The organism is Vibrio mytili (assembly GCF_000830505.1).
In the GTDB taxonomy this organism is placed as follows: domain Bacteria; phylum Pseudomonadota; class Gammaproteobacteria; order Enterobacterales; family Vibrionaceae; genus Vibrio; species Vibrio mytili.
In genome coordinates, this window is sequence record NZ_JXOK01000082.1 from 39,596 (window position 1) to 62,638 (window position 23,043).

Below are 23,043 nucleotides of genomic sequence, written 5' to 3' on the forward strand. Positions count from 1 at the left end.
TTATATTTATCGATTTTTACGTTTATTGATCGACTGTCACTTATCACTCTTTTATTGCTTACATAGTTTTCATTAAGGTCGGTAATCAAGCCTAAGCAACGTCTTCTATTGATTCCGTTTCTAATGAACCAGACTTTTCCAACGGTTCGAAAAACTCATCATGTAAGGCACAAATAGCACGTTGGTATTCTTTATCACTCACCACAAATTGAACGTTCACGTTGCGTAATGACGAGTGAAGAGCAACCGGAGTAACACCACTGTTCATCAAAGATAACACGCCTTTCGCCAAGGTTTTGTTCGTGTCAATCTGAGAGCCAATTGCTGAAATCAATGCCACCATACGGCCTTTAATTGACGCCTTTGGATAGCATTTTTCAGCTTTGTAGAGAACCTTATTCAAGCTGTCTGCGCTACCACCCAAATAATAGGTAATCGAGTTTGCGTTCATTTCTTTACCGATCAAACTGACTCGTGCGTCTGAGATAATTTCCATCAACTCATAACTCACGTTATCAACCTTGCCCACCATTGCTTGGTCGAACAAGTGCAAAGCAAAAACTTTCTCTTTACCCGCAATGATTTCAACTTTGTCTTCTTCCGGACGATAACCAGAAGAAATTAAAGTGCCTTCATGTTCAGGTTCAAAGGTGTTTTTGATTTGCAGTTCGATACCACTTTCACGTAAGCCTGCCGCGGCATTAGGGTGAATCGCCTCCATGCCTAAGTTAGCGAGCTGATCCGCTACATCATAGTTTGTACTACCAATAGGCAACACTTTTTCAGGTCCGACAACACGTGGGTCAGCAGAGCTCAAGTGGTACTCTTTATGAATAATCGCTAAGTCAGCCTGCGTAATCGCAGCAACACGGCTAAATGTCATCTCACTATAACCACGGTCATAAGTGTGCATTAGCCCTTCTTTACAGTAAGCATATCCTGTTACGATCGGTAGCTCTTTTGACACATCGATATCTGAAAACGCGTCGCGAATTGAATCGTCTAAGCTGATTGGCTCTTGCGTATCCCAGCCAGATAAATCAACAAAGCGAGCGTTGATACCCATATTTTTGAGCTTCAATGTGGTGTTGTATGCACTGTGTGCTTCACCGATCGAAGAGAGAAATTCACGAATTTGAGGCAAATACTGGCGCAATGAAAATTGACCGTATTGGCATGTCTCAAGAATATTGGCAATACAGTTTTTCGCTTCCGAAATGCGTGAGCGAATAAACTTATCTGCTCGCATACGATTCATTGGATCAGCAAAAATGTTTTCGTTAGTCAGTAGCATACGATTTTCAACGTACGCTAGAGCCTCTTCCCAGCTGTCATCGCGCTTAGCAACCAGTTGGTATACACCGGCTTTGCTCGTTTTTTTACATTCTAATAGCGCATCAGTCATACCACCGTAAGCCGAAACAACGAAGATTCGGTTATAAGGTGTTTTGGGACGAAGAATAATATTGTCTAAAACGGCGTCAAATGCCGTCATTGATGTACCGCCGATTTTTTCTACGGTAAAAGTCATGATATACCTTTTTTGATTGGTAACTTTAAAAAAAAAAAGAAAAGAGATTTGATGTGTGAGGCGTTTAAACGCCTCACATTAAGTCATTGATGCTTAGTCAACGAGTGGATATACGCCATTTTCGTCGTGTACTTCAGCGCCAGTGATCGGTGGGTTAAATACACACGCCATTACCATTTCTTTATTTTTATAAGCGCGTAAGTAATGTTCATCGTGTTTATCTAAGATGTATAGCGTACCAGGTTTGATTGGATACGTTTCACCACCCACAACTTCAATCTCACCTTCACCACTCATACAGTAAACAGACTCTAGGTGATTTTGGTAATGAATATGTGTTTCAGTACCTTCGTAAATCGTCGTAATGTGGAAAGAAAAACCCATGTTGTCATCTTTCAACAACATACGGACGCTTTCCCAGTTATCTGATACAACGCGTCGTTCACTGTTTTGACACTCTTCAAGATTCTTACGATCATAATTTAAAAATCCTTTTAAGATGCTTGTTTGAAGTGTTTTGCAACAGTTGTTTCTACTGCACTTTCAAAAATGCTGAGTCCTTGATCCAGCTCTGACTCGCTGATCGTCAGTGGACAGAAGAACTTCACAATCTCATCGTCTGGTCCAGCGGTCTCAATCACCATGCCGTTATCAAAACACGCCTTGGTAATTTCAGCAGACATATCACCATTCACACATTCAATGCCGATCATCATGCCACGCCCTTTTTCTTGGACGAACATTTGTGGGTAGCGCTTCACACAACGCTGAATGACTTCACTCACACGTTCAGAACACTGTTTAATATGCGTTTCAAAGTCGTCGTTTGCCCAGTAAATTTCTAGCGCTTTCGCTGCAGTCACAAACGCGTGGTTGTTGCCACGGAACGTACCGTTATGCTCACCAGGTTTCCACTGGTCAAGCTCTGGCTTAAGCAATACAACCGCCATTGGTAGTCCGTAACCACCAATCGATTTAGACAGAGTGACGATATCCGGTTTAATGCCCGATGGTTCAAAGCTGAAGAATGTACCAGTACGGCCACAACCAGCTTGAATATCATCGACAATCACTAATATATCGTTCGCTTTACAGATTTTGCTTAATCGTTGTAGCCACTCGTTAGACGCCGCATTTAAGCCGCCCTCACCTTGCACCGTTTCTAGAAGAACAGCAGCAGGTTTATCCATACCGGCAGAATTGTCGTTTAGCATCGTCTCAAACAGAGCCAAACCATCAACTCCCGCATATCCTTCATATGGCAGACGCGTAACGTTATGCAAGCTAGAACCATTACCCTGTCTATGATGCTGGTTACCTGTCGCAGCAAGCGCGCCAGCAGTACAGCCATGGAAACCGTTTGTGAATGCAACTACGCTAGAACGACCAGTCACTTTCTTCGCCAGTTTTAGAGCAGCTTCTACTGCGTTGGTACCCGTTGGACCGGTAAATTGAACTTTGTAGTCCAACTTTCTTGGTTCAAGGATGTAGCGGTTTAAGGCTTCAAGAAAACCAGCTTTCGCTTCTGAATGCATGTCTAAACCGTGAGTAATACCATCCATTTCGATGTATTCGAGCAGAGCTTGCTTGAGTACAGGGTTATTGTGTCCGTAGTTAAGAGATCCTGCGCCAGCTAGGAAGTCTAAGTAGCGCTCACCTTGTTCTGTTTCTAGCCAGCAGCCTTTCGCTTTACGAAATACAACTGGGAAATTATTTGAATAAGAGCGTACGTTAGATTCCTGCTTTTTAAAAATATCCATGATAAGACCGTTTTTGATTCCTATTGTTTGTGGATTACTTGTGTTGAGGATTACTTTAGAGGAATTCGATACAGATATTCTGTATCGTGCTTGCCTTTAAAATGGGCGTCTTCATCTAAAAATGTGCTGACTTGGCCTAAATTGCCATTCATCGCGTCCAATTTTTTGAAAAGTGCCCAAGAGGCTTTGTTGTCTTCCGTTATGGTCGTTTCAACCATGTTGACATTGTTTAGTTTTTCTCGTGAAAGCAGTTCTTTAAGCATACGAAGTGCTAATCCGTTCCCTCTAAACTTAGGAGAAACTGCAACCTGCCAAACAAACAGAACGTTCTGCTCATCTGGTTTTTTGTAACCAGAAATGAACCCCGCTATGTCACCATTTTGCTCAACCAAAACACTGGTTTTGCTAAAATGAGAAGACTGTAAAAAATTGCAGTAAGAAGAGTTCATGTCCAATGGTGGACAGTCTGCAATCAAGCTATAAATGTCGTCACCATCAGAGATTTTAGGTTCACGAAAAATCCATTTTTTGTTTGTTTCTTTATCAATCTCAGGATAAAGAACCCAAGGTGCTGATGTGATCATGTGAAAAACCATATCCTTTGAGGTCTAATTAAATTTCGCTATTATTATGCGCATCTCTCGCTACCAAAAATCAAATATTTGACAGCATTAAGCGAATAATTGTGATCAATATCACACATTTTACATCCTTAATCAAATCTTAAAATACTTTGAGGTCTAAATTATTGTGTAAATATTATACAAATTTGCCAAAAATCATGCCAAGACATCAAAAGATTAGTGCTCTAAATTTTAAAAAATTCACAACCACCTAACACCCCTGAGGAACGCAAACAGCCTTACACGACAAAATCGGTCAATTAATATTCAAAATTAATTCACGCATTCATGGACTCATAGAATAAACACAATTAAAACCACATCAAGTAACTGTTTTTAAAGACAAATAACTCAAAACTCACACTGTAACCTTTTGGTTACATATAAGCCTATTTCGTTCCAAGATAATTGCAGCACGTTGAAATATTCCAGAAAATTGTTTAGAGTACAAAGCGTTAAGCACATAAAAAAGGACGATAAACATGGATCCCATACTGGAAGTTAAGGGACTTTATAAAGTGTTTGGTGAAGCACCAGAACGTGCTTTTTCTCTTATCGAAAAAGGGAACGATAAAGACAAGATATTCGAACAAACCGGTTTAACCGTTGGTGTAAATGATGTCTCTCTTTCCATCAACGAAGGAGAAATTTTTGTCATCATGGGCCTTTCTGGCTCAGGCAAATCGACGCTTGTTCGCCTACTCAATCGACTTATCGAGCCGACTAAGGGAAATGTCTATCTCAAAGGCAAAGATATTGCCCACATTTCTGAAAATGAACTCAGAGAAGTTCGCCGCAATAACATTTCCATGGTTTTCCAAAACTTTGCGCTTATGCCCCATATGAGTGTCATCGAAAACGCAGCATTTGGTTTGGAGTTGGCAGGCGTAGACATAGAAACCCGTCAAGCTAGCGCCCTCTCAGCACTAGAACGAGTCGGTCTTGGTCCATATTCTGAATCATTCCCAGATGAACTGTCCGGCGGTATGAAACAGCGTGTCGGTTTAGCAAGAGCTTTGGCTTGTGACCCAGACATTTTGCTAATGGACGAAGCTTTCTCCGCTCTCGATCCTCTTATTCGTACAGAAATGCAAGACGAGCTGATCAGACTCCAAAATGACGACAGACGAACAATTGTATTTATTTCTCATGACTTGGATGAGGCGATGAGGATTGGGGATAGAATCGCCATCATGCAAAATGGTGATGTCGTTCAAGTTGGTACTCCCGACGAAATTTTACACAATCCGGCCAATGATTATGTAGAAGCCTTTTTCCGAGGCGTAAACATAGCCAGTGCACTCACTGCGAAAGATATCGCGCGTAAAAAGCCAGCTGCGGTATTCAAAAAGTCAGAATACGATGGTCCTGGTTCTGCTATGCAGATGCTCATGGATAACGACCGTGAATATGGCATTGTCGTTGACAAATCAAGTAAGTACTCCGGCATTGTGTCTATTGACTCATTGCGTTTAGCTCACAAGGAAAACCGTTCACTCGCCAGTGCTCTACTGGAAGATGGGGTGACACTAGAACCCACACAATCAATCAATGACATTCTTGGGATTGTTGGTGGCGTCCCCTATTCTGTTCCTGTGGTTGATGAACACGGTAATTACTTTGGTGTCGTGACTAAATCACGTCTTCTGCAAACGCTAGATAAGGATTAATACGATGTCATCAGAACAATCAAATAACGATCCGTGGTCACAAACAGCCCCAGCACAAAGCGATCCTTGGGCGCAAGGCGGTGAAGCTGCGGGAAACAATGACTGGTTAAATACAGAAGTTGTCGAACAAGCACCGTTCGATATCATGCATCCTTTTCAGGATGCAATTCTTCCTGTCGATCATTGGGTCGAAAATGGATTAAATTGGTTGGTTGAACACGGTCGTCCGGTCTTTCAAGCGATTAGAATTCCAATTGATTTTATCCTTACATCATTTGAAACCGCCTTGGTCTCTACTCCCGCGCCAATCATGGTACTGATTCTATTTTTACTGGCTTGGCAGTTTTCGAACCTCAAATTAGGCCTTTCAACACTCGTCTCTCTTGTGTTTATTGGTTTAATCGGCGCATGGTCGCAAGCGATGACCACGTTGGCACTAGTGTTAACCGCGGTGTTTTTCTGTTTATTAATAGGCCTCCCCATGGGGATATGGTTATCACGTAGTAACACAGCGGCAAAGTTTGTCAGACCAATTTTAGATGCGATGCAAACTACCCCAGCCTTCGTTTATCTGGTGCCCATTGTTATGTTATTCGGTATCGGTAACGTTCCTGGCGTGGTGGTGACTATCATCTTCGCTTTACCACCAGTAGTACGCCTTACTATTTTAGGTATTCAGCAAGTACCCGAAGAACTTATCGAAGCTGGCCACTCTTTTGGCGCAAACAAAAAGCAAATGTTGTATCGCGTTCAATTACCGCTCGCACTACCGACGATTATGGCTGGCGTAAACCAAACCTTAATGCTGTCACTTTCTATGGTGGTCATTGCCTCCATGATCGCCGTCGGTGGGTTGGGACAAATGGTATTACGTGGTATCGGACGACTGGACATGGGGCTTGCTGCAGTTGGTGGTCTTGGGATTGTCATACTGGCGATCTTGTTGGACCGAATTACCCAAGTCCTCGGCGTAAATGCAGGCAATACTAAGCTGCGCTGGTATCACACAGGTCCTGTTTCATACCTTTTAAAATTGAAAACAAAGACGAACCAAGATGACCTAAAAACTAGGAGAAACGTTAATGATTAACTCATGGAAGAACGCGCTGACGATAGGCGCACTTAGTACAATGGCATTTTCCACTTATAGTGTCGCAGAAGATCTCCCAGGTAAAGGCGTTAGCGTCCAACCTGTTCAATCGACGGTGGCCGAAGAAACGTTTCAGACGTTGATCGTCAATCGAGCACTCGAAGAGCTTGGCTACGATGTGAAGCCGACAAAAGAGGTTGATTACAATGTCGCCTACACGTCTATCGCAGAAGGCGATGCAACGTTTTTGGCTGTATATTGGTATCCACTCCATTCAGGTAAATACGAAATGGCGGGAGGTGATGACAAGTTTTTCACTAAAGGCGAGTACATCAGCGGTGCCGCTCAAGGCTACTTGATTGACAAGAAAACAGCTGAAAAGTACAACATCACTAACATTGGTCAGCTAAAGGATCCAAAGATCGCGAAGTTGTTTGATGCGAATGACGATGGTAAAGCTGACTTAACTGGCTGTAACCCTGGTTGGGGTTGCGAAATGGTCATAGAGCATCAACTTGATAGCTTCGGACTTCGTGACACTGTCACGCATAACCAAGGTAACTATGCTGCAATCATCGCTGATACTATTTCACGTTACAAAAAAGGCGACCCAATCCTTTACTACACGTGGACACCATATTGGGTAAGTGGCGTTTTAGTTCCGGGTAAAGATGTGGTTTGGTTAGAAGTGCCTTTTTCATCGCTTCCTGGTGATCGTAAAGACGTCGACACAACACTTGCCAATGGCAAAAACTATGGTTTCGAGATGAACTCAATGCGAATTGTTGCAAACAAAGAATTTGCAGAAAAAAATCCTGCCGCAGCGAAACTTTTCGAAATCATGAAGCTTAACATCAACGATGTGAGTGCAGAGAACATGATGATGAGCAAAGGTAAAAATACCTCAGCTGACATTAAATCTCACGTAAATGGTTGGATTAAAGCTAACCGAGACCTGTTTGATAGTTGGATTGCCGAGGCCAAAAAAGCGGCGATGTAGCCCTCAGGACCAGGCATAACCACTGTTTTTCAAAACAATACGGTTAGTTAATAAACTCGCTAAGAGCCAATTGTTCATCGCAATTGGCTCTTATTTTTTACATCTTATCTTCACTCCCAACTTCCCTTTATCTCATTTAATTTTCACTCCTTAAGAGTTCCTTAAGTTTTGCGTTTTACTTTATTGGTATTCACTCAGTCAAAGGAATCGCAAATGAAACTCAATGTAAGAACTTCTCAAGATAGCTTTACGTTGGACATCGTTGATTCAAAACACCCGTTGTGGAGCGACGTTATTGATCATGTTTCTCTGCGCTACCAAAAAGCATTCTGCGCTGAACTTAAGCAATTTATGCCTGAGTATTTAACCCTAATTAAGAACGACCATATTATTTCAGTTTGCGGCTTTCGCGTCGCTGATCAGGAACCTCTTTTCCTAGAACAATACTTAGAGGGAGAGGCACAAACACTGGTTTCCAATCTATTTGAATGTGAAGTGCAGCGTTCCAATCTGGTGGAATTCGGGCATCTAGCTTCATTTGCTAAAGGCATGTCAGGTCTTCACTTCTACCTCATTGCGGAACGGTTAGTGGAACTTGGTTTTGAATGGTGCATTTTTACTGCCACAGATCCACTGCACGCTATGATGACGCGCTTTGGTTTAGAGTCAAAAATCATCACCCATGCCGACCCTGGCAAAGTCCATGATGCTCAATCAACCTGGGGGTCATACTACGAGCACCAGCCTCGAGTTCTTGCCGGAAACTTAATCCAAGGGCTAGAACGCCTTCGAACACTCCAACAACGAAAACGTCAACAAGCATGGAATAATAATGAATACGCTCCTAGACACCATTAAAAATTGGGCAATGACCCAACCAGAGCACTTAGCATTTGTGGGAAAGGACGATACTGGAAAAACCGTTCAATTAACCTACTCTGAGTTGTTCGATCAAATTCAATATGCTGCGTCTCAACTAAAGGCGCACAATGTTAAAGTGCTCGCGTTGCGTGCAGAAAATAACATTAATTGGGCCATCATCGATCTTGCTGCAATGGCTGCAAACATTGTTGTTGTTCCTATCCCAATGTTTTTTTCTGATAGCCAAATAAGGCATATTTTAATCCAGTCAAACGTCGATACCTTACTAGGAGATTGGAACAACGTTGCCTTACCTGACGGTATCATTCAGCCAACGCCAAACGAACAACTACGAGTCTCTGGCTTACCATTGACACATACATTCGCCACGGTACATGCCCCTTATCTTGAAGGGACCGGGAAAATTACGTTTACCTCTGGGTCGACTGGCCAACCCAAGGGCGTATGTTTAAGCAATGAGCATTTATTCCAAGTTGCCACATCGCTCTCACATGCAGTCAAAGGCTTAGCGCAGTCTCATTTGGTCTTGCTGCCACTATCTACTCTGCTGGAAAATATTACGGGTGTATACGTACCATTAATCTTGGGAGTAACCGCGACGATCCTGCCCGGAAAACACACTGGACTGATGGGCTCTAGCCACTTTGATACCTCTCAATTTACGAAAACGTTAGCCGAGGTTAAACCAGACAGCTTAGTGTTAACCCCTGCTTTACTCTTGGCATTAATACACATCGTAAAAACTCAGCCAACCCTCGCGCTTTCTCTAAAATTTGTTGCCGTCGGCGGTGCAAGAGTGTCTTCACAATTGATTAGTGCAGCCCGTGCTTTAAACATACCCGCTTTTGAAGGTTATGGATTATCTGAGTGTGGTTCCGTCGTCTGTTTGAATACGCCTGCGGAATTCAAACCCGGCACATGTGGGAAACCGTTGCCGCATACTCAAACCCGAATCGCAGACGATGGAGAACTGTTTGTGAAAGGCAGTATCGCCCTTGGTTACTTAAACGAACCCTTTCATCAAGAATGGTTAGCAACTGGCGATTTGGCTCAGATTGACGATCAAGGTTACATCACTCTATCAGGTCGCAAAAAAAATCTTATCGTGACAGCGTACGGACGAAATGTATCACCAGAATGGGTCGAGTCTGAAGCGCTAGCATTTTTGCCCAATACGCCACTGATCGTCACCGGAGACGACCAACAGGCTTTATGTGCAATCGTTACAAAGAGCGAGGGTTTAGAAGAAAAAATCTCAGCGTTAAATAGCACGCTTCCTGATTATGCCCGAATTCAAGTTTTATTGGTGATGGATAACCCACAACGAATTCCGAGTTGGTACACCGAAAACGGCAAGCTTAAGCGTGACGCAATCGAGCGTAGCATCTCTAAATGGCTTGCACACGACATACCAAAATTCACACTGGAAGGCGAAGAGGTACAACGAATCGACCTTTCTCTCCAGTCATCTATCGCTTCTTAAGGAGAAGGTTATGACCCTTTTTTTTGAACAACTCAAACAACAGACTTCTGCCGCTCAACACTCAATGCTCACAGCGCCTGTGATTGCGGAAGTACAACAAGGCCACATATCTAAACCAATGTACATCGCATTTCTGACCCAGGCTTATCATCACGTTAAGCATACCGTTCCTCTTCTCATGGCTTGTGGTGGTCGTTTATCTGCAGAATATGAGTGGGTGCGCAGCGCAATTGCAGAATACATCGAGGAAGAAAAAGGTCATCAAGAGTGGATTCTCAATGACATTGAAGCATGTGGTGGTGATGCTAATGCCGTTCGCCACAATCAGAGGGATGGTCGTGTCGGGCAAGCAATTGAACTGATGGTGTCTTATCTGTATCACAATATTGATCGCCACAACCCGTTGGCATTGTTTGGCATGGTGTGGGTATTGGAAGGAACCAGTGTAGGTATTGGAGGACAAATGGCAGAAAAAATCCAATCGACACTCAACTTACCACCTTCAGCAATGACGTATCTCGTTTCACACAGCGTATTAGATCAAGACCACCTGAAGTTTTTTGAGTTATTAATGAACAAAATAACTGACCCACTCGATCAGCAAGTGATCATTGATTCCGCCAATATGGTGTTTTCTCTCTACGAGCAGATGCTAAGAGAGTTGCCATCTTATTCCAAGCAGCAAGCCGCGTGAGGTGAACCATGCAGATTGAAAACAGTCGCATTTTACTCACTGGCGCAACGGGTGGCATTGGCCAGGCCATTGCAACAGAACTCGCGAGTAGAGGCGCACAGTTAATCCTCGTCGGACGACATGAAGAAACGCTCTTCACGCTCAAATCATCACTACCAAACCAAGAGGTTCACGACGTGTTGGTTGCCGATGTTACGACAATAGAAGGCCGAAGCGAGATTAACAATCGAGCTAAGCAAGTGAACAAAGTGGATGCCATTATCAACAACGCGGGCTGTAACGATTTCTCGCTATTGAGCCATAAAAACAGCGCACAGATTGAAGCGGATATCCAACTAAACCTTCTTGCACCAATGCTGTTGTGCAAATCTGCTCTAAGTTGGTTAAAGCAGCCAGGTATCATCCTTAATATTGGGTCAACATTCGGATCCATCGGCTACCCGGGCTATACGTCCTATTGCGCAGCTAAAGCAGGACTGCATCGATTTACTGAAGCATTAGACCGAGAGCTGTTTGCTACGGGCATTCGCGCTCTATATTTAGCGCCAAGAGCGACAAAAACGTCATTAAACAGCAATAGTGTCAACGAAATGAACCAACAACTAGGAAACAAGATGGATATGCCACAAGTCGTCGCTGAACATGTTGTCACTATGTTGGAAAAAGAAATTTCAGCGAAGTGGATTGGTTGGCCAGAAAAACTGTTTGCGCGCATCAATCAACTGCTACCCAGTGTGGTTTCTTCTGCGATCAGAAAACAGCAAGACACCATTCAGCAATATGTCAATCGCGTACATCATTAACGCATTGATGACAAAAGGACACGAACGATGAACATTAAAACGCTATGTTACACGATAACCCTATGCTCAACGTTGGCATCAACCCATGCATTCGCGGCCGATACACCACTTCATGATGTACAAAAAAAGTGGGCAGAGTGTCAATACAACACGCCTAGTGGCGATGAGCAAGAGCAATGCTTTCATCGCGCTATCGCAAAAACCAGTATTTACCTGGACAGAGAGCCCAACAATCCAGAGCTCACCGTTTGGCTTGCCATCAATAAAGCATCTCTTGCTGGCGCACAAGGCGGTTTAGGTGCATTATCGTTAGTTAAAGAATCAAAAGCCCTGCTAGAAGAAGTGATTGAAACATCACCAAAAACACTCGAAGGCTCGGCATACACAAGCTTGGGCTCCCTATATTATAAAGTCCCAGGATGGCCAATCGGTTTTGGAGATGATGACAAAGCCGAACAAATGTTAAAAAAAGCGTTAGAGATCAACCCTAACGGCATCGATCCAAACTATTTTTATGGTGATTATCTAGCAGAAGAAGGCCGATATGACGAAGCAAAATTGTACCTCACTCGTGCAATGCAAGCGTCCCCACGACCTGATCGCCCTTTAGCCGATAAAGGACGGAGATCGGAAATCGAAACAACACTAGGAAAAATAAAATAATCTATGCGTTTATTACTGGTAGAAGACGACAAACTCCTCGGTCAATCCATGGTGACTTCGCTTAGTCGCCATGGTTACACTGTAGACTGGCTTGAGAAAGGAGCTGGTGTGACTAGTGCACTAAAAGCAGAAGCTTTTACAGCAGTCATTTTAGATCTGACCTTACCCGATATTGACGGGTTAGACGTCTTGCGTAACATCCGTAAGAACGGCTTTAAGCTACCGGTAATGATACTTACTGCAAGAGATGATATACGTGATCGTGTGCAAGGTCTTGATGGCGGTGCCGATGATTACTTAGGGAAGCCCTTTGCGTTAGAAGAACTTCTCGCAAGGCTTAGAGTAATCATCCGCCGACTATCTGGTAGCGCTGATGAGATCATCCAAGTTGGGCTGTTGTCGTTATCTCTATCAGAACAAACTATCAGATACGGAGATACACCGCTCAAACTCACCCGAAATGAATTCAAAATACTGACAAGTTTGATCACCAACGCTGGTCGAGTTCAGAGTAAGGATCAGTTGCAACAATCTCTCCACGGTTGGGACGAAGGGGCAAGCGACAACGCCATAGAAGTTCACATTCACAACCTGCGCAAAAAAGTCCCAAACATCGAAATCAAAAACATACGGGGTGTGGGGTACATTCTTGAAAAGTAACAAGCCCTACTCCATTAAACGTCAGCTGACACTGTCTGTTGGCTTGCTGGTTAGTACGCTATTGATCGTTTCATTGTACTTCAGTTTTCAATCTGCAAAACATGAAGTCGAGGAAGTCTACGACGCTAGGCTTGGCCAATCGGCAAAACTTATGCTGCTAACGCTTTCTATCTCATCGGAGCAAAACAGACTCTCTCAGCATAAAAAGCAGTTCGAAAGCTGGATACATAACATTCAAAAGTTATCTAATGGTAGTGATGACAAAGCGACCGAATTCGGACACCCTTACGAACAAAATATCATTTTCCAGTTTTATCGTAACAATGTGCTGTTATGGAGCTCCGATCCAGAATTGCCATCTTTGTCTTCATCCGCCGACCGCTCCGGCTATTTAGATATTAATCGGGACGGCGTTCAGTTGCGAACATTTCAACTCGCGTTTCCAAATACTAACTACGAAAATGAGTACATCGTAGTAGCTGAAAAGCAGCAAATAAGACAAGAAATCATCAATGAAATTGCGTTGTCGACACTCGTTGAACAAATCATTTTGTTGCCGACTTTACTACTTTTACTATTTTGGCTGATCAATCGATATTTCCGCCCTATAAACGCTTTACGAACGGCTATCTCTCAACGTAATGTTCATCATCTGGAGCGCATTCATGTGACTGACAACACAACCGAACTGGCGCCATTGGTTGATGCATTGAACTCATTACTTTCTGAGTTAGAATCCGCTTGGCAACGAGAAAAACGATTTACCCGTGCAGCGGCACACGAGCTTAAAACTCCCCTAACAATATTACGGCTCAACGCAGAAAATGCACTCCAAAGTCACGAACCAGAGCAACTGAAACGCGATTTGGAAAACATATTACAAGGCATTGATAGAACGGATAGGTTGATTCAACAGCTGCTTACCTTAGCCAAAGTCGAGAGTATGTCGGAACAAACGGTACAAAACATCAAGCTGGAAGCGCTTTTGCAAACCGTGATTGCCGATTTAGCCCCGTTGGCGTTACGTAATGGTCAAGAAATTAGCTTACAACCTTTCCAAGCGCAGTTGCTTGGTGACAGAATTCTGCTAGAAGTGTTGTTCCGAAACCTGATCGACAATGCGATTCGATACTCGGGGTCCGATAGCGAAATCGAAGTCAGTGCAATCAATGAAGGAAAAGTACTCAAAGTGTTCGTTTCAGACACTGGTCCTGAGATACCAAAAGAAACTCGTGAAAGAATTTTCGAGCAATTCTACCGGGGGCATACAGAGAAAGGTGACGGTGCGGGTTTAGGGATGTCAATATGCAAGGACATCGCAACGTTACATGGGGCAACGATTGAAATAGCGCCTCGTCAAAATGGCGTAAACAAGTTTGTGATCACCTTTCCTCTTACCTAGCTTCAGGTGGCCGAGTGAATGGACTTATCACATCTGAATATCAAGCCCCTTTAAGCCGTGAGAACAATATACGAGCATTCACACAGTTATTGGAAAAAATCATCGGTGAATCAGTTCGTAGCCATTCCCATTGAGACTTCAATAAATTAGACTCACATTAATATGAATATCTGCTTAGACGATAAGTAAAGGAATGGCAATGAGCGCAAGTATGATCCTTAGTGAGTCCCTAATTGAGAGCGGGCGTGATATCCCACTAACAGAGCTTTTGTACGCAAAACGAGTGCTGGATAACTACATGGCGGTGGCAAAAGACAGCAGTCCACTTGAGCTACTTACAGAAATGAAAGCAGCCGCACAACAAGTCGAATACTTCAAAACCGAAGATAATCCTTGTGAAGCTCGTAATGTTATCAGCAGCATGATCGATGAAATCAGCCAAGCAGACTCGTTTGAGGCATTTAAATCGATAGCGGGTAAGCCTTCGAAAGCACTAAATGAGTTGATCGAAGATCGTGCTCAATTGATTAAACGTGAACGTGAATTGCTGCTTGCTTCAGGCTACGATGCGTCGCGAATCTAATGTTTTCTAAGCATCGTTTTAAAAGGAGCTCAGTGAGCTCCTTTTATTTTGGATAAACGAAAAGAAAAATATCATTCATAAAGCCGATGTTGGACAGGTATAATCTGCTCTCATCGTTTCCTTACCTACCGATAATATTATGACCGACGCTGACATCGAACTTCAACATATCTGGTTAGAAGTACAAGCGGAACGCTGGCACAGTATTGCACGCTTCCTGTTTAGCTTTTACTGCTACAAATACAACCATGTCAGTAAGACGAACAAACCATGTTGGGAGTCCGCCCGCAACGAGCTACCAGCTTCGAAGACAATTCAAACTCGTAAGCACTGCGTGATAGAGCCATTGATTCCCGAAGAAACCGTCGTCGGTTTATTAAAAGCGTTAAGTAAAGATGGAGATATGTCGTTTCATGCTATGGAGCAAACACTGAACGAGTTTTTGCACTACGTAGTGATCAGCAAGAGCGATCAAGCGAAGCTCAAACCAAATATGCCAGCAAGCTGGTATCAGGAAAGTGAAAGACCCGTAATGGCGCGATTTGAAGTGGCCGGTATTCCGATGAATACGTTTTGACTGGAGAACGTTAAGCTACTGAATGATATAAAATTAAAAAAGGCTTAACGTGGCATTATTAAACAAGCCTTATCGCCAAAGGTAATCACACTAGACTAACCTCGCCGATAAGGCTTGAAACTATGACATGAAACTAAAGCTCAGTCATAAAGGTACCAACCGGTTTTACTGGCAGGTACTTTTCATAAAAACTCTCGTAGGCCGCTTTGGGGTTGAGATCACTAAACACCTCTGGATACATGATCTTGGCGTAAAATTGAATCAATGCGCCATCGATAATCGTTCGGCAAGCACCGTGGTATGCTCCATACATACGATTATTTTTGACTGCAGAAATTGAAGACCAGCCGATACGATTTTTAAAGCCTGCTAATCTTTCTTTCGCTAAAGCTTCGTCGATACCTTCCCCCATTATCATTGCGTCATCACTACCACCTGATTCATAGCCAGTAATGACAATCACATCTGGGTTTACAACGATGATCTGCTCTGGGTTTAACTTGCCCCACCATTCAACGAACGGCGCGGAAATATTCTCACCACCCGCCATTGTTGCTATCGCACCCCACATATTCTTACCAAAGGTATAACCAACTTCACCAACACCTGAAGCACCATATTCTGTATATACTTTGGGCTTATCTAAATTCGCTTTTGCTAAACGTTGACTGATCATGTCGACATTTTGTTGGTATTCATTTGCGATGGTTTTTGCACGCGCTTGCTGACCTGTGATTTCACCAATCAGTTTAGTACTTTGGACATGGCGTTCGACTGTTTGTGCGTTGTAATCGACTACAACTACGGCAATGCCAGCACTCTGCATGCGTTCTACCTCAGATGCCAATGCTTTAAACTGCCAATCCGCTAGCATGACAACGTCTGGGCTCAGGCTTATTACCTTCTCGACAGAAAACGCATTGGTGTCTACACGACCAATTTCTGGAATCTCATCAAGCGATGGGCGATGCGCTACATACGCTTGCCAACTTGCTGTACGAGCCTGCCAGATATACTTTGACATACCTACAACGTTGTCATAAGCCGCTTCCGTACCAATTGCCATGTAATCTTCTGGGTAAAATCCAACCACGACTCTTTTTGCAGGAGCGTCAAATGTTACCTCTCGCCCCAACACATCAGTAACCGTCGTTTGTTCGGCAAATGCCATCGTGCTCACACACACCGCTGCAAGCGCCAATAAATGTTTCAACATCAACAAGATTCCTTTTTATTATATCAGTCTGGCGTTCCGCGTCCGCCTTCGCTTCGCGTATCATAATTCTTTTATTAATGATAATGCAACTAACTATCATTAGTGGTAGTATCGGCATCTCCCAACAGGTACTGTGGTTTCTTCTATAGACCGTTTAGGAGTCTAAGCTGACACTAACTAGGTAGTAATTCGTGCAATCTGTAGATTTAGAACAACTCATCCAACAACAGCGCAAGAGCGAAAAACGTCGATTTATGGTTATTGGTGCTTTTAGCACACTGATTTTCGCCACCTTCGTATTGGACATTATGACGGGTCCCTCTTTGCTTGATGCGACCAAAGTCCTGCACTCTATTTTTGAATTTCTCGGTTTGCCATTCCACGTTGAGCCCTCAACACAAATCATCGTCACCGAGCTACGATTACCCATCGCCATCATGGCTATTGTTGTTGGTGGTGCCCTTGGCATGGGTGGTGCAGAGATGCAAACCTTACTCAATAACACCATGGCAAGTCCGTATACGTTGGGGATGGCGGCAGCGGCTGGTTTTGGTGCTGCCATCACGCTATACATGGGCTCTTTTGGTTTGAGCAGCAATTACGCAGTACCGATAGGGGCATTTCTATGTTGTATGTTATCCGCCTGTTTTCTGTTCTCACTAGCATCAGCTCGTCACATTAGCTCGGGCCAATTGATTCTGGCTGGTATTGCCCTGCTCTTCTTATTCCAATCCTTGCTGTCTCTGGTTCAGTTCGTCTCTTCACCTGAGCTTAGCCAGCAGATACTCTTTTGGCTGTTTGGTAGTTTAACCAAAGCAACATGGAATACCGTCGCAATTACGGCTGGTGTTGTGCTACTTGGTGGGCTTTTATTACTGAAAGATGCTTGGAAACTCACCGCTCTTCGTCTTGGTGAAGAGCGAGCTAAAAGTGTGGGTGTCAATATCACTCGCTTACGTCTCAAAACACTATTTATCGTCGCGGTGATCACCGCTACGGTCACCAGCTTTGTGGGCATCATCGGTTTTGTGGGTATCGTTGCGCCAAACATGGCCAAGTCGATGGTCGGTGAAGATCAGCGATTCTTCCTACCACTCTCTTTCTTAATTGGCGCTTTCTTGCTATCGGGCGCGTCTGTACTGTCTAAAATTATCGTGCCGGGTGCGCTGTTTCCTATCGGTATCGTTACCGCGATTATCGGTGTGCCCTTCTTCTTTTGGTTAATCTTGGCGAAGCGAGGTTAATCATGTTAAAAGCAAAAAACGTCAATATTCAGATTGAGTCATTAACTCTCGCGAACAACTTTAACTTCACGCTTGAACCGGGTCAGGTGACCGCGGTGTTGGGTCCAAATGGCGCAGGTAAAAGCACGTTACTTAAAGCCATTTTTGGTGATGTAACTCTAAAAAGTGGTTCCATTTCTCATTACGACGACAAATTCGACACAACGTCGCTGTCCTCATGGCGAGCCAAATTTGGCTACATGCCACAAGATATTGGCCTGCAAGTGAGTCTGAGTGTAATTGAAGTGGTTTTGATGGGGCGCTTAGACTGCTTGAGTTTGCGGATCGATGACCAATTACTGGCTGAAGGCTTGCACATATTAAACAGCATCGGCATGGCGCACTTAGCGAACCGTGACGTCAGTTCCCTGAGTGGTGGTCAGCGCCAAATGATCTTGTTCGCTCAAGCCATTATGCGTAATCCGCAAATTATGTTGCTTGATGAACCCGTCAGTGCGCTGGACCTCCATCACCAGCATGTTTTGCTCGACCATCTTGTCACTCAAACGCGCGAGCAGAACTACGTGAGTGTGATGGTACTCCATGACCTCAATCTCGCGGCTCAATACGCCGATAACCTATTAGTTATCAAACAAGGTGAGCTAATCTGTGTAGGATCGCCAAAAGACGTGTTGACCACTGAGTTAGTCAAAGATATCTATCAAGTGGAAGCAAGCGTCCATCATGATGATAATGGCGTGCCCTTCGTTCGGACCATGAAGGCCAGTTAAAAAGTACTGCAAAGAAAACGCTTTGCCGAAATGCAGTCCATCGGGGCTCACACCTCATTGATGCTCACAGCTCAATAACACAACACGCAATAACAATGCTCAATCACTTTGGCTCGATAACATTGATCCGGAGTGAATGAGCATTTTAGTAAGCGGGAATGAATCTCTATTGATTGGTTTAATGCGAGCTCAGAGACCGCCATACCTTTCTTTGTTCTTTGTCCATGTACGACCAAGCAATGAATCGACTGATTTTTTGTCCTTGGCTCATTTCGACAACTCGGATTGATTTCACACCCAGTTTTTCCAATTGTTTGCGCATAGGGCGTACATTGTCTTTCTTAGAAATTAGGGTCGTAAACCAAAGCACTTGAGCGCTGAATGCCTGGCTTTCATTGGCCATTTTACGGACAAACGCGGCTTCCCCACCCTCACACCAAAGTTCGGCATTTTGACCACCGAAATTCAGCGTTGGCTTAACCGGGTCTGCACTTGTTGGCTTCGCGCCTTTTTTACGCTGATTGGCTTTTAAGTTGTCCACTTTGCGTTGGCTGCCCATCGCGGCTTCTTGTGCTGAACGATGAAACGGAGGGTTACAAGTAGTGACATCGTAACGCTCACCAGGGCGAATAACACCGCGATAAATATTGCTTTGGTTCACCTGCTTGATCAGTACAATCCGACCAGATAAAGCGGCATTTCGATCGACAATTGCTTGAGCTGACTGGATCGATTTAGCATCAACATCACTGCCGGTATAGTGCCACCCGTACTCAGTAACACCGACAATTGGGTAAATGCAGTTCGCGCCGACGCCAATGTCCAATGCACGCACTTCATGATGTGGATATTTACCTTTTTGTTCACCATCTAGCAGCTCAGCGACACGGTGAATGTAATCAGCACGCCCCGGGATTGGTGGGCATAAATAGTGCTCAGGGATATCCCAAAAATCGATATCGTAATAAGCCGTTAGCAACGCTTTATTGAGCATTTTTACCGCTTTTGGATCGGAGAAATTGATCGAGTCTTCCCCTTTTGGGTTCTTAATGACAAAGGATTTTAACCGAGGCTCACTCGCGGTCAGCTTTTTAAAGTCGTAACGACCACGATGCGGGTTACGCTCATGCAATCCGCTTTTGGCAATTTTTATAAAGTCCACATCGCTTTTTTCTGCGGGTGATTTTGCTTTGCCTGAGGGTTTGTTTTTAACTCGCTTTTCTTCTTTAGCGCCTTTATTTTCCTGCTTTGATGGTGCAGGTTTTCTAGACTTTTTTGGCTTAGCGGTATGGTTATTGTTCTTCATTCGAGTTCGCTTTTAAATCGAGGTAAATCATAAACAGACGTGCATCAAACTCTAACTGATGGTATTCAGGTTCCATATAGCAGCAGAGTTGATAGAACGCTTTATCGTGGTTTTTCTCACGGGTATGCGCCAACTCATGAACCACCAGCATTCGCAACAATGGCTCTGGCGCATCTTTAAACACGTTCGCAATACGAATTTCATTTTTCGATTTAAGCTTTCCGCCATGATTACGGCTGATCACGCTATGCAACCCTAGCGCGTTATTGATCAAGTGAATCTTCTTATCGTAGACCACTTTGCTGATCGGTGCGGCTTTCTTCATGTAGCGATTTTTGATCCCCATAGCGTATTCGTAGAGCGCTTTCTCACTCTTGATTTGATGGCGTTCTGGGTAGCGTTTTTCGAACCAAGGAATGAGCGTACCCTTATCGACCAATGAGCTAACTTGCTCGACAATATGCGGAGGATACCCCTGAATGTATCGAAGTGACGGATGCATGATGTAAAGTCTGCTATGACAATAGAAAGGCGCTCAATATACCTGAGAGTCCTAAGACTTTCATCTCGTCATTGCTTTGGTTACACTTCGCATCCCAAAGATAATTGAGAGAAACTCCATGAAACGTGTCGTTCTTTACATCAAAGACAAATGCCCCCATTGCAAAGATGCTCAACGTTATCTTGACTCTAAAAATATTACTTACCGTCTGTGTAATGCCAAAATGCAACGCGGTCGTAAAGAGCTAGATGCGCTGGGAGCCCGTTCATTACCAGTGTTGAAGATTGGTGATAGCGTGATGATCGGTTGGAATCCAAAAAACTTTGAGAAAATGTACAAAGGTGATTAGCGCCCTTTCAAAGTGGGCTACAAGTACCGCTTAATAAAATCAATAAACGTTCTATCGGCAATCGATAAATACCCTTGTTTCCGCCATGCCAACGCGAGATCGAGCGTGACAGGCGGATCAAAAGGGATACCGACTACGCCTTGCTCATTCTGCGTCACCAGTTCTAATAATGCAGTAATAGCAAATTCTTGTTTTACGATACTCAATATCAACGGCAATAAGTTAGTTTCAAATGAAGACTTCATGGTAAAGCCATGTTCTTCACTGACGTGATCGAGAAACTCTCGGTGGAAATAACCATGTTGAAACATCACCAGTTCATGTTCAAAAAACTCGTTAAACGATAGTGACTGACGCTCGGCAAGATCATGCTCCGGCGCAACCACCGCGACCATTTGGCTGGTAAATAAATGGTCGGTTTCAAGATCGTCAGGAACATTATCACAACTGATCACGCCAATATCGAGTTGTCCATTGAGTAGCATACGCCTGATGGATTGAGTCCCGGCTTCAACCAATGTTAACTTCAGATCGGGGAACTGGCTCTTAAAGGCCATAACAATACGTGGGAAAAAGTAGCTTCCCATCATTGACGGCGTCCCCAGTCTTACCTCACCTTTCGCCAGACCTTTAAGTTCATCAATCGCAAGTTGAGCGTCATGTAACTGCTGAATTACACGCCTAGCGTGCACGAGCAGTATTTCACCCTCTTGAGTCAGACTAATTTTCTTATCGTCACGACGAAACAGAGTGACACCCAATGATTGCTCGAACTTTTTAATAGAGATGCTCAACGCTGGCTGAGCAATATTCAAAGCCTTGGCGGCATGAGTAATATTGCCGTGTTCTGCAACAGCGAGAAAGTGTTTGAGTTGTTTCGATTCCACTAGATCATATATATATGGTTTCCATATTTTTAATATATTTTTTTTATTTACTTTCAGCTGATAAATTGATCACACTTTAGATACATTTGCGCTCACGCGACAGGCAGGAAACATGGTCACCTTCGGTACTCCAGAATACAAACGAATCACACTGGCGCTCGCGCTGGGTTCGTTTTTAGTATTCTCCAACTTATATCTGTTTCAGCCGATGCTGCCGACCTTCGCCGAGCTGTTTACGATTTCAGAAACACAAGTGAATTGGCTATTTGCGTCTTCTACTTTAGCGCTTTCTTTTAGCCTCGTGCCGTTGGCCGTATTGTCGGAGTCTGTCGGACGAAAACCCGTGATGACCGCAGGGCTCTTCTCCATTCCTGTATTGTCGCTACTGATGCTATTTGGCGACTCCTTTCTGTTCTTGGTGGTCTGTCGTGCCCTGATCGGCATTGCATTGGCCGCATTTGCTGCCGTTGCCGTTGCTACATGGCCGAAGAGCTGGATAAACATGCGTTTTCCATGGCCATAGGAACCTACATTGCGGCAAACTCTCTCGGCGGCATTGCGGGTCGAATCAGCGGTGGGTTATTGGCCGATAACTTTAGCGTCGATATCGCGATAGAAGCCATTATGGTCGTGACACTGATTGGCGTCATCTGCGTTTACTATTTGCTGCCAAAACAGCGCAATTTCACCCCATCTTCCAGCGGTCTGCGCCAACAAAACCGTGCCATTATCGGTCACTTCAGAAACCAACGTGTGTGGTTTGCCATGCTAATAGGCGGTCTTAACTTCGCGTTATTCGTCAACCTGTATTCAGTAATGGGATTCAGGCTGGTCAGCGACCCTCATAACATTCCTGTTGGTTTAGCGTCACTCATATTTGTTTGCTACTTGGGCGGCACATTTTCATCACGTTGTGCGGGCCACTGGAGCAAACGTTACTCATCTATTTTGGGCATGTTCTTAGGTGCTGTTCTCAGCATGAGTGGCATGTGGATAGCGGCATTCGAAAGTATTGCAGCCATGTTATTCGGTTTGCTACTGATTAGCTTTGGCGCATTTTTCACTCACACCTTGGCATACGGTTGGGTTGGGCAAAAAGCCACAACAGCGAAAGCCACGGCAACAGCGCTGTACCTTGTTCACTATTATGTAGGCGGAAGTTTGGGTGGATTCTTACTGCTGTATTGCTGGCAACATGGCGGATGGTCAACGGTCTTGATTGGCGGCAGCGCGTTATACATCGCCATGTTTAGCGCGATTGTTTATTTAAAACGGATTACGCAGGCCCATGACATGAGAGGTAGTTCAACCACTGTGAGTTTAAAAAGAAGTTAGGTCACGCCCTAGC

General features: G+C 44.1%; 23 protein-coding genes and 1 pseudogene. 16 read left to right on the plus strand and 8 right to left on the minus strand.

All coding sequences use genetic code 11. The annotated features are described in order from the left end of the window. Window positions 1-91: 91 nt before the first annotated feature. From SU60_RS19885 to ectA, 4 genes are all read right to left on the minus strand, one after another. Window positions 92-1,531, minus strand: coding sequence for an aspartate kinase (locus SU60_RS19885; protein WP_041157043.1), 1,440 nt, complete (start codon window positions 1,529-1,531; stop codon window positions 92-94). A gap of 93 nt (window positions 1,532-1,624) precedes the next feature. Next, window positions 1,625-2,032, minus strand: coding sequence for an ectoine synthase (locus SU60_RS19890; protein WP_041157044.1), 408 nt, complete (start codon window positions 2,030-2,032; stop codon window positions 1,625-1,627). Beyond that, window positions 2,026-3,291 (minus strand): diaminobutyrate--2-oxoglutarate transaminase, encoded by a 1,266-nt coding sequence (gene ectB / locus SU60_RS19895; protein ID WP_041157045.1) that lies wholly within the window; start codon window positions 3,289-3,291, stop codon window positions 2,026-2,028. The genes SU60_RS19890 and ectB overlap by 7 nt, the downstream gene beginning before the upstream one ends. Before the next feature lie 50 nt (window positions 3,292-3,341). Then, window positions 3,342-3,875, minus strand: coding sequence for a diaminobutyrate acetyltransferase (ectA, locus tag SU60_RS19900; protein WP_041157046.1), 534 nt, complete (start codon window positions 3,873-3,875; stop codon window positions 3,342-3,344). Window positions 3,876-4,396: 521 nt separating this feature from the next. Between ectA and proV the strand changes: the two genes are divergently transcribed. The 12 genes from proV (at window position 4,397) to SU60_RS19960 (ending at window position 15,421) form a co-directional block, all read left to right on the plus strand. Further along, window positions 4,397-5,584 (plus strand): glycine betaine/L-proline ABC transporter ATP-binding protein ProV, encoded by a 1,188-nt coding sequence (proV, locus tag SU60_RS19905; protein WP_041157047.1) that lies wholly within the window; start codon window positions 4,397-4,399, stop codon window positions 5,582-5,584. Between the two features lie 4 nt (window positions 5,585-5,588). Further along, window positions 5,589-6,674, plus strand: a complete 1,086-nt coding sequence (proW, locus tag SU60_RS19910; protein ID WP_041157048.1) for a glycine betaine/L-proline ABC transporter permease ProW — start codon at window positions 5,589-5,591, stop codon at window positions 6,672-6,674. Next, the gene (proX, locus tag SU60_RS19915) at window positions 6,667-7,674 is read left to right on the plus strand and encodes a glycine betaine/L-proline ABC transporter substrate-binding protein ProX (RefSeq protein ID WP_041157049.1); all 1,008 of its coding nucleotides are present in this window, start codon (window positions 6,667-6,669) and stop codon (window positions 7,672-7,674) included. The genes proW and proX overlap by 8 nt, the downstream gene beginning before the upstream one ends. Before the next feature lie 213 nt (window positions 7,675-7,887). Further along, the gene (locus tag SU60_RS19920; protein ID WP_041157050.1) at window positions 7,888-8,532 is read left to right on the plus strand and encodes a thermostable hemolysin; all 645 of its coding nucleotides are present in this window, start codon (window positions 7,888-7,890) and stop codon (window positions 8,530-8,532) included. Beyond that, the gene (locus SU60_RS19925; protein ID WP_041157051.1) at window positions 8,507-10,039 is read left to right on the plus strand and encodes an AMP-binding protein; all 1,533 of its coding nucleotides are present in this window, start codon (window positions 8,507-8,509) and stop codon (window positions 10,037-10,039) included. The genes SU60_RS19920 and SU60_RS19925 overlap by 26 nt, the downstream gene beginning before the upstream one ends. 10 nt (window positions 10,040-10,049) lie before the next feature. Next, on the plus strand, window positions 10,050-10,733 hold the full coding sequence (locus tag SU60_RS19930) for an iron-containing redox enzyme family protein (RefSeq protein ID WP_041157052.1): 684 nt from the start codon (window positions 10,050-10,052) through the stop codon (window positions 10,731-10,733). An 8-nt stretch (window positions 10,734-10,741) separates the two neighbouring features. Further along, window positions 10,742-11,536: an SDR family oxidoreductase gene (locus SU60_RS19935; protein ID WP_041157053.1), complete on the plus strand. Its 795-nt coding sequence runs from the start codon at window positions 10,742-10,744 to the stop codon at window positions 11,534-11,536. A 27-nt stretch (window positions 11,537-11,563) separates the two neighbouring features. After that, the gene (locus SU60_RS19940; RefSeq protein WP_041157054.1) at window positions 11,564-12,199 is read left to right on the plus strand and encodes a tetratricopeptide repeat protein; all 636 of its coding nucleotides are present in this window, start codon (window positions 11,564-11,566) and stop codon (window positions 12,197-12,199) included. A gap of 3 nt (window positions 12,200-12,202) precedes the next feature. Further along, window positions 12,203-12,859, plus strand: coding sequence for a response regulator (locus tag SU60_RS19945; protein WP_041157055.1), 657 nt, complete (start codon window positions 12,203-12,205; stop codon window positions 12,857-12,859). Beyond that, a complete protein-coding gene (locus SU60_RS19950) occupies window positions 12,849-14,261 on the plus strand; it encodes a sensor histidine kinase (protein ID WP_041157056.1) in 1,413 nt (470 codons plus the stop codon). The genes SU60_RS19945 and SU60_RS19950 overlap by 11 nt, the downstream gene beginning before the upstream one ends. A gap of 199 nt (window positions 14,262-14,460) precedes the next feature. Continuing rightward, entirely contained in the window at window positions 14,461-14,844 is a 384-nt protein-coding gene (locus SU60_RS19955) for a hypothetical protein (RefSeq protein WP_041157057.1), read from the plus strand. 139 nt (window positions 14,845-14,983) lie between these two features. Next, window positions 14,984-15,421 (plus strand): hypothetical protein, encoded by a 438-nt coding sequence (locus tag SU60_RS19960; protein ID WP_041157058.1) that lies wholly within the window; start codon window positions 14,984-14,986, stop codon window positions 15,419-15,421. Between the two features lie 133 nt (window positions 15,422-15,554). Here SU60_RS19960 and SU60_RS19965 read toward each other — a convergent pair whose 3' ends face one another. Further along, entirely contained in the window at window positions 15,555-16,637 is a 1,083-nt protein-coding gene (locus SU60_RS19965; protein WP_041157059.1) for an ABC transporter substrate-binding protein, read from the minus strand. A gap of 191 nt (window positions 16,638-16,828) precedes the next feature. On the opposite strand from SU60_RS19965, the gene SU60_RS19970 reads away from it, so the two are divergent. Next, a complete protein-coding gene (locus SU60_RS19970; RefSeq protein WP_041157060.1) occupies window positions 16,829-17,881 on the plus strand; it encodes a FecCD family ABC transporter permease in 1,053 nt (350 codons plus the stop codon). A gap of 2 nt (window positions 17,882-17,883) precedes the next feature. Then, the gene (locus SU60_RS19975) at window positions 17,884-18,651 is read left to right on the plus strand and encodes an ABC transporter ATP-binding protein (protein ID WP_041157061.1); all 768 of its coding nucleotides are present in this window, start codon (window positions 17,884-17,886) and stop codon (window positions 18,649-18,651) included. A 178-nt stretch (window positions 18,652-18,829) separates the two neighbouring features. Here the strand turns inward: SU60_RS19975 and rlmF are convergent, their stop codons facing one another. Both rlmF and SU60_RS19985 read right to left on the minus strand, forming a co-directional pair. Then, window positions 18,830-19,957, minus strand: a complete 1,128-nt coding sequence (gene rlmF, locus SU60_RS19980; RefSeq protein WP_041157062.1) for a 23S rRNA (adenine(1618)-N(6))-methyltransferase RlmF — start codon at window positions 19,955-19,957, stop codon at window positions 18,830-18,832. Next, window positions 19,944-20,459, minus strand: coding sequence for a M48 metallopeptidase family protein (locus SU60_RS19985; protein ID WP_041157063.1), 516 nt, complete (start codon window positions 20,457-20,459; stop codon window positions 19,944-19,946). The genes rlmF and SU60_RS19985 overlap by 14 nt, the downstream gene beginning before the upstream one ends. A 118-nt stretch (window positions 20,460-20,577) precedes the next feature. Between SU60_RS19985 and SU60_RS19990 the strand changes: the two genes are divergently transcribed. Next, on the plus strand, window positions 20,578-20,808 hold the full coding sequence (locus tag SU60_RS19990; RefSeq protein ID WP_041157064.1) for a glutaredoxin family protein: 231 nt from the start codon (window positions 20,578-20,580) through the stop codon (window positions 20,806-20,808). 17 nt (window positions 20,809-20,825) lie between these two features. Here SU60_RS19990 and SU60_RS19995 read toward each other — a convergent pair whose 3' ends face one another. After that, on the minus strand, window positions 20,826-21,695 hold the full coding sequence (locus tag SU60_RS19995; RefSeq protein ID WP_041157065.1) for a LysR family transcriptional regulator: 870 nt from the start codon (window positions 21,693-21,695) through the stop codon (window positions 20,826-20,828). A 112-nt stretch (window positions 21,696-21,807) separates the two neighbouring features. Here SU60_RS19995 and SU60_RS20000 point away from each other — a divergent pair. Then, window positions 21,808-23,030, plus strand: a pseudogene (locus tag SU60_RS20000) (MFS transporter). Window positions 23,031-23,043: the final 13 nt, after the last annotated feature.

Bases quoted from the DNA above. Each gene is read 5' to 3' on its own strand.
- SU60_RS19885 (WP_041157043.1), bottom strand. From the start codon at position 1,531: ATGACTTTTACCGTAGAAAAAATCGGCGGTACATCAATGACGGCATTT.
- ectB (WP_041157045.1), bottom strand. From the start codon at position 3,291: ATGGATATTTTTAAAAAGCAGGAATCTAACGTACGCTCTTATTCAAAT.
- ectA (WP_041157046.1), bottom strand. From the start codon at position 3,875: ATGATCACATCAGCACCTTGGGTTCTTTATCCTGAGATTGATAAAGAA.
- proV (WP_041157047.1), top strand. From the start codon at position 4,397: ATGGATCCCATACTGGAAGTTAAGGGACTTTATAAAGTGTTTGGTGAA.
- proW (WP_041157048.1), top strand. From the start codon at position 5,589: ATGTCATCAGAACAATCAAATAACGATCCGTGGTCACAAACAGCCCCA.
- proX (WP_041157049.1), top strand. From the start codon at position 6,667: ATGATTAACTCATGGAAGAACGCGCTGACGATAGGCGCACTTAGTACA.
- SU60_RS19920 (WP_041157050.1), top strand. From the start codon at position 7,888: ATGAAACTCAATGTAAGAACTTCTCAAGATAGCTTTACGTTGGACATC.
- SU60_RS19925 (WP_041157051.1), top strand. From the start codon at position 8,507: ATGAATACGCTCCTAGACACCATTAAAAATTGGGCAATGACCCAACCA.
- SU60_RS19930 (WP_041157052.1), top strand. From the start codon at position 10,050: ATGACCCTTTTTTTTGAACAACTCAAACAACAGACTTCTGCCGCTCAA.
- SU60_RS19935 (WP_041157053.1), top strand. From the start codon at position 10,742: ATGCAGATTGAAAACAGTCGCATTTTACTCACTGGCGCAACGGGTGGC.
- SU60_RS19940 (WP_041157054.1), top strand. From the start codon at position 11,564: ATGAACATTAAAACGCTATGTTACACGATAACCCTATGCTCAACGTTG.
- SU60_RS19945 (WP_041157055.1), top strand. From the start codon at position 12,203: ATGCGTTTATTACTGGTAGAAGACGACAAACTCCTCGGTCAATCCATG.
- SU60_RS19955 (WP_041157057.1), top strand. From the start codon at position 14,461: ATGAGCGCAAGTATGATCCTTAGTGAGTCCCTAATTGAGAGCGGGCGT.
- SU60_RS19960 (WP_041157058.1), top strand. From the start codon at position 14,984: ATGACCGACGCTGACATCGAACTTCAACATATCTGGTTAGAAGTACAA.
- SU60_RS19965 (WP_041157059.1), bottom strand. From the start codon at position 16,637: ATGTTGAAACATTTATTGGCGCTTGCAGCGGTGTGTGTGAGCACGATG.
- SU60_RS19975 (WP_041157061.1), top strand. From the start codon at position 17,884: ATGTTAAAAGCAAAAAACGTCAATATTCAGATTGAGTCATTAACTCTC.
- rlmF (WP_041157062.1), bottom strand. From the start codon at position 19,957: ATGAAGAACAATAACCATACCGCTAAGCCAAAAAAGTCTAGAAAACCT.
- SU60_RS19985 (WP_041157063.1), bottom strand. From the start codon at position 20,459: ATGCATCCGTCACTTCGATACATTCAGGGGTATCCTCCGCATATTGTC.
- SU60_RS19990 (WP_041157064.1), top strand. From the start codon at position 20,578: ATGAAACGTGTCGTTCTTTACATCAAAGACAAATGCCCCCATTGCAAA.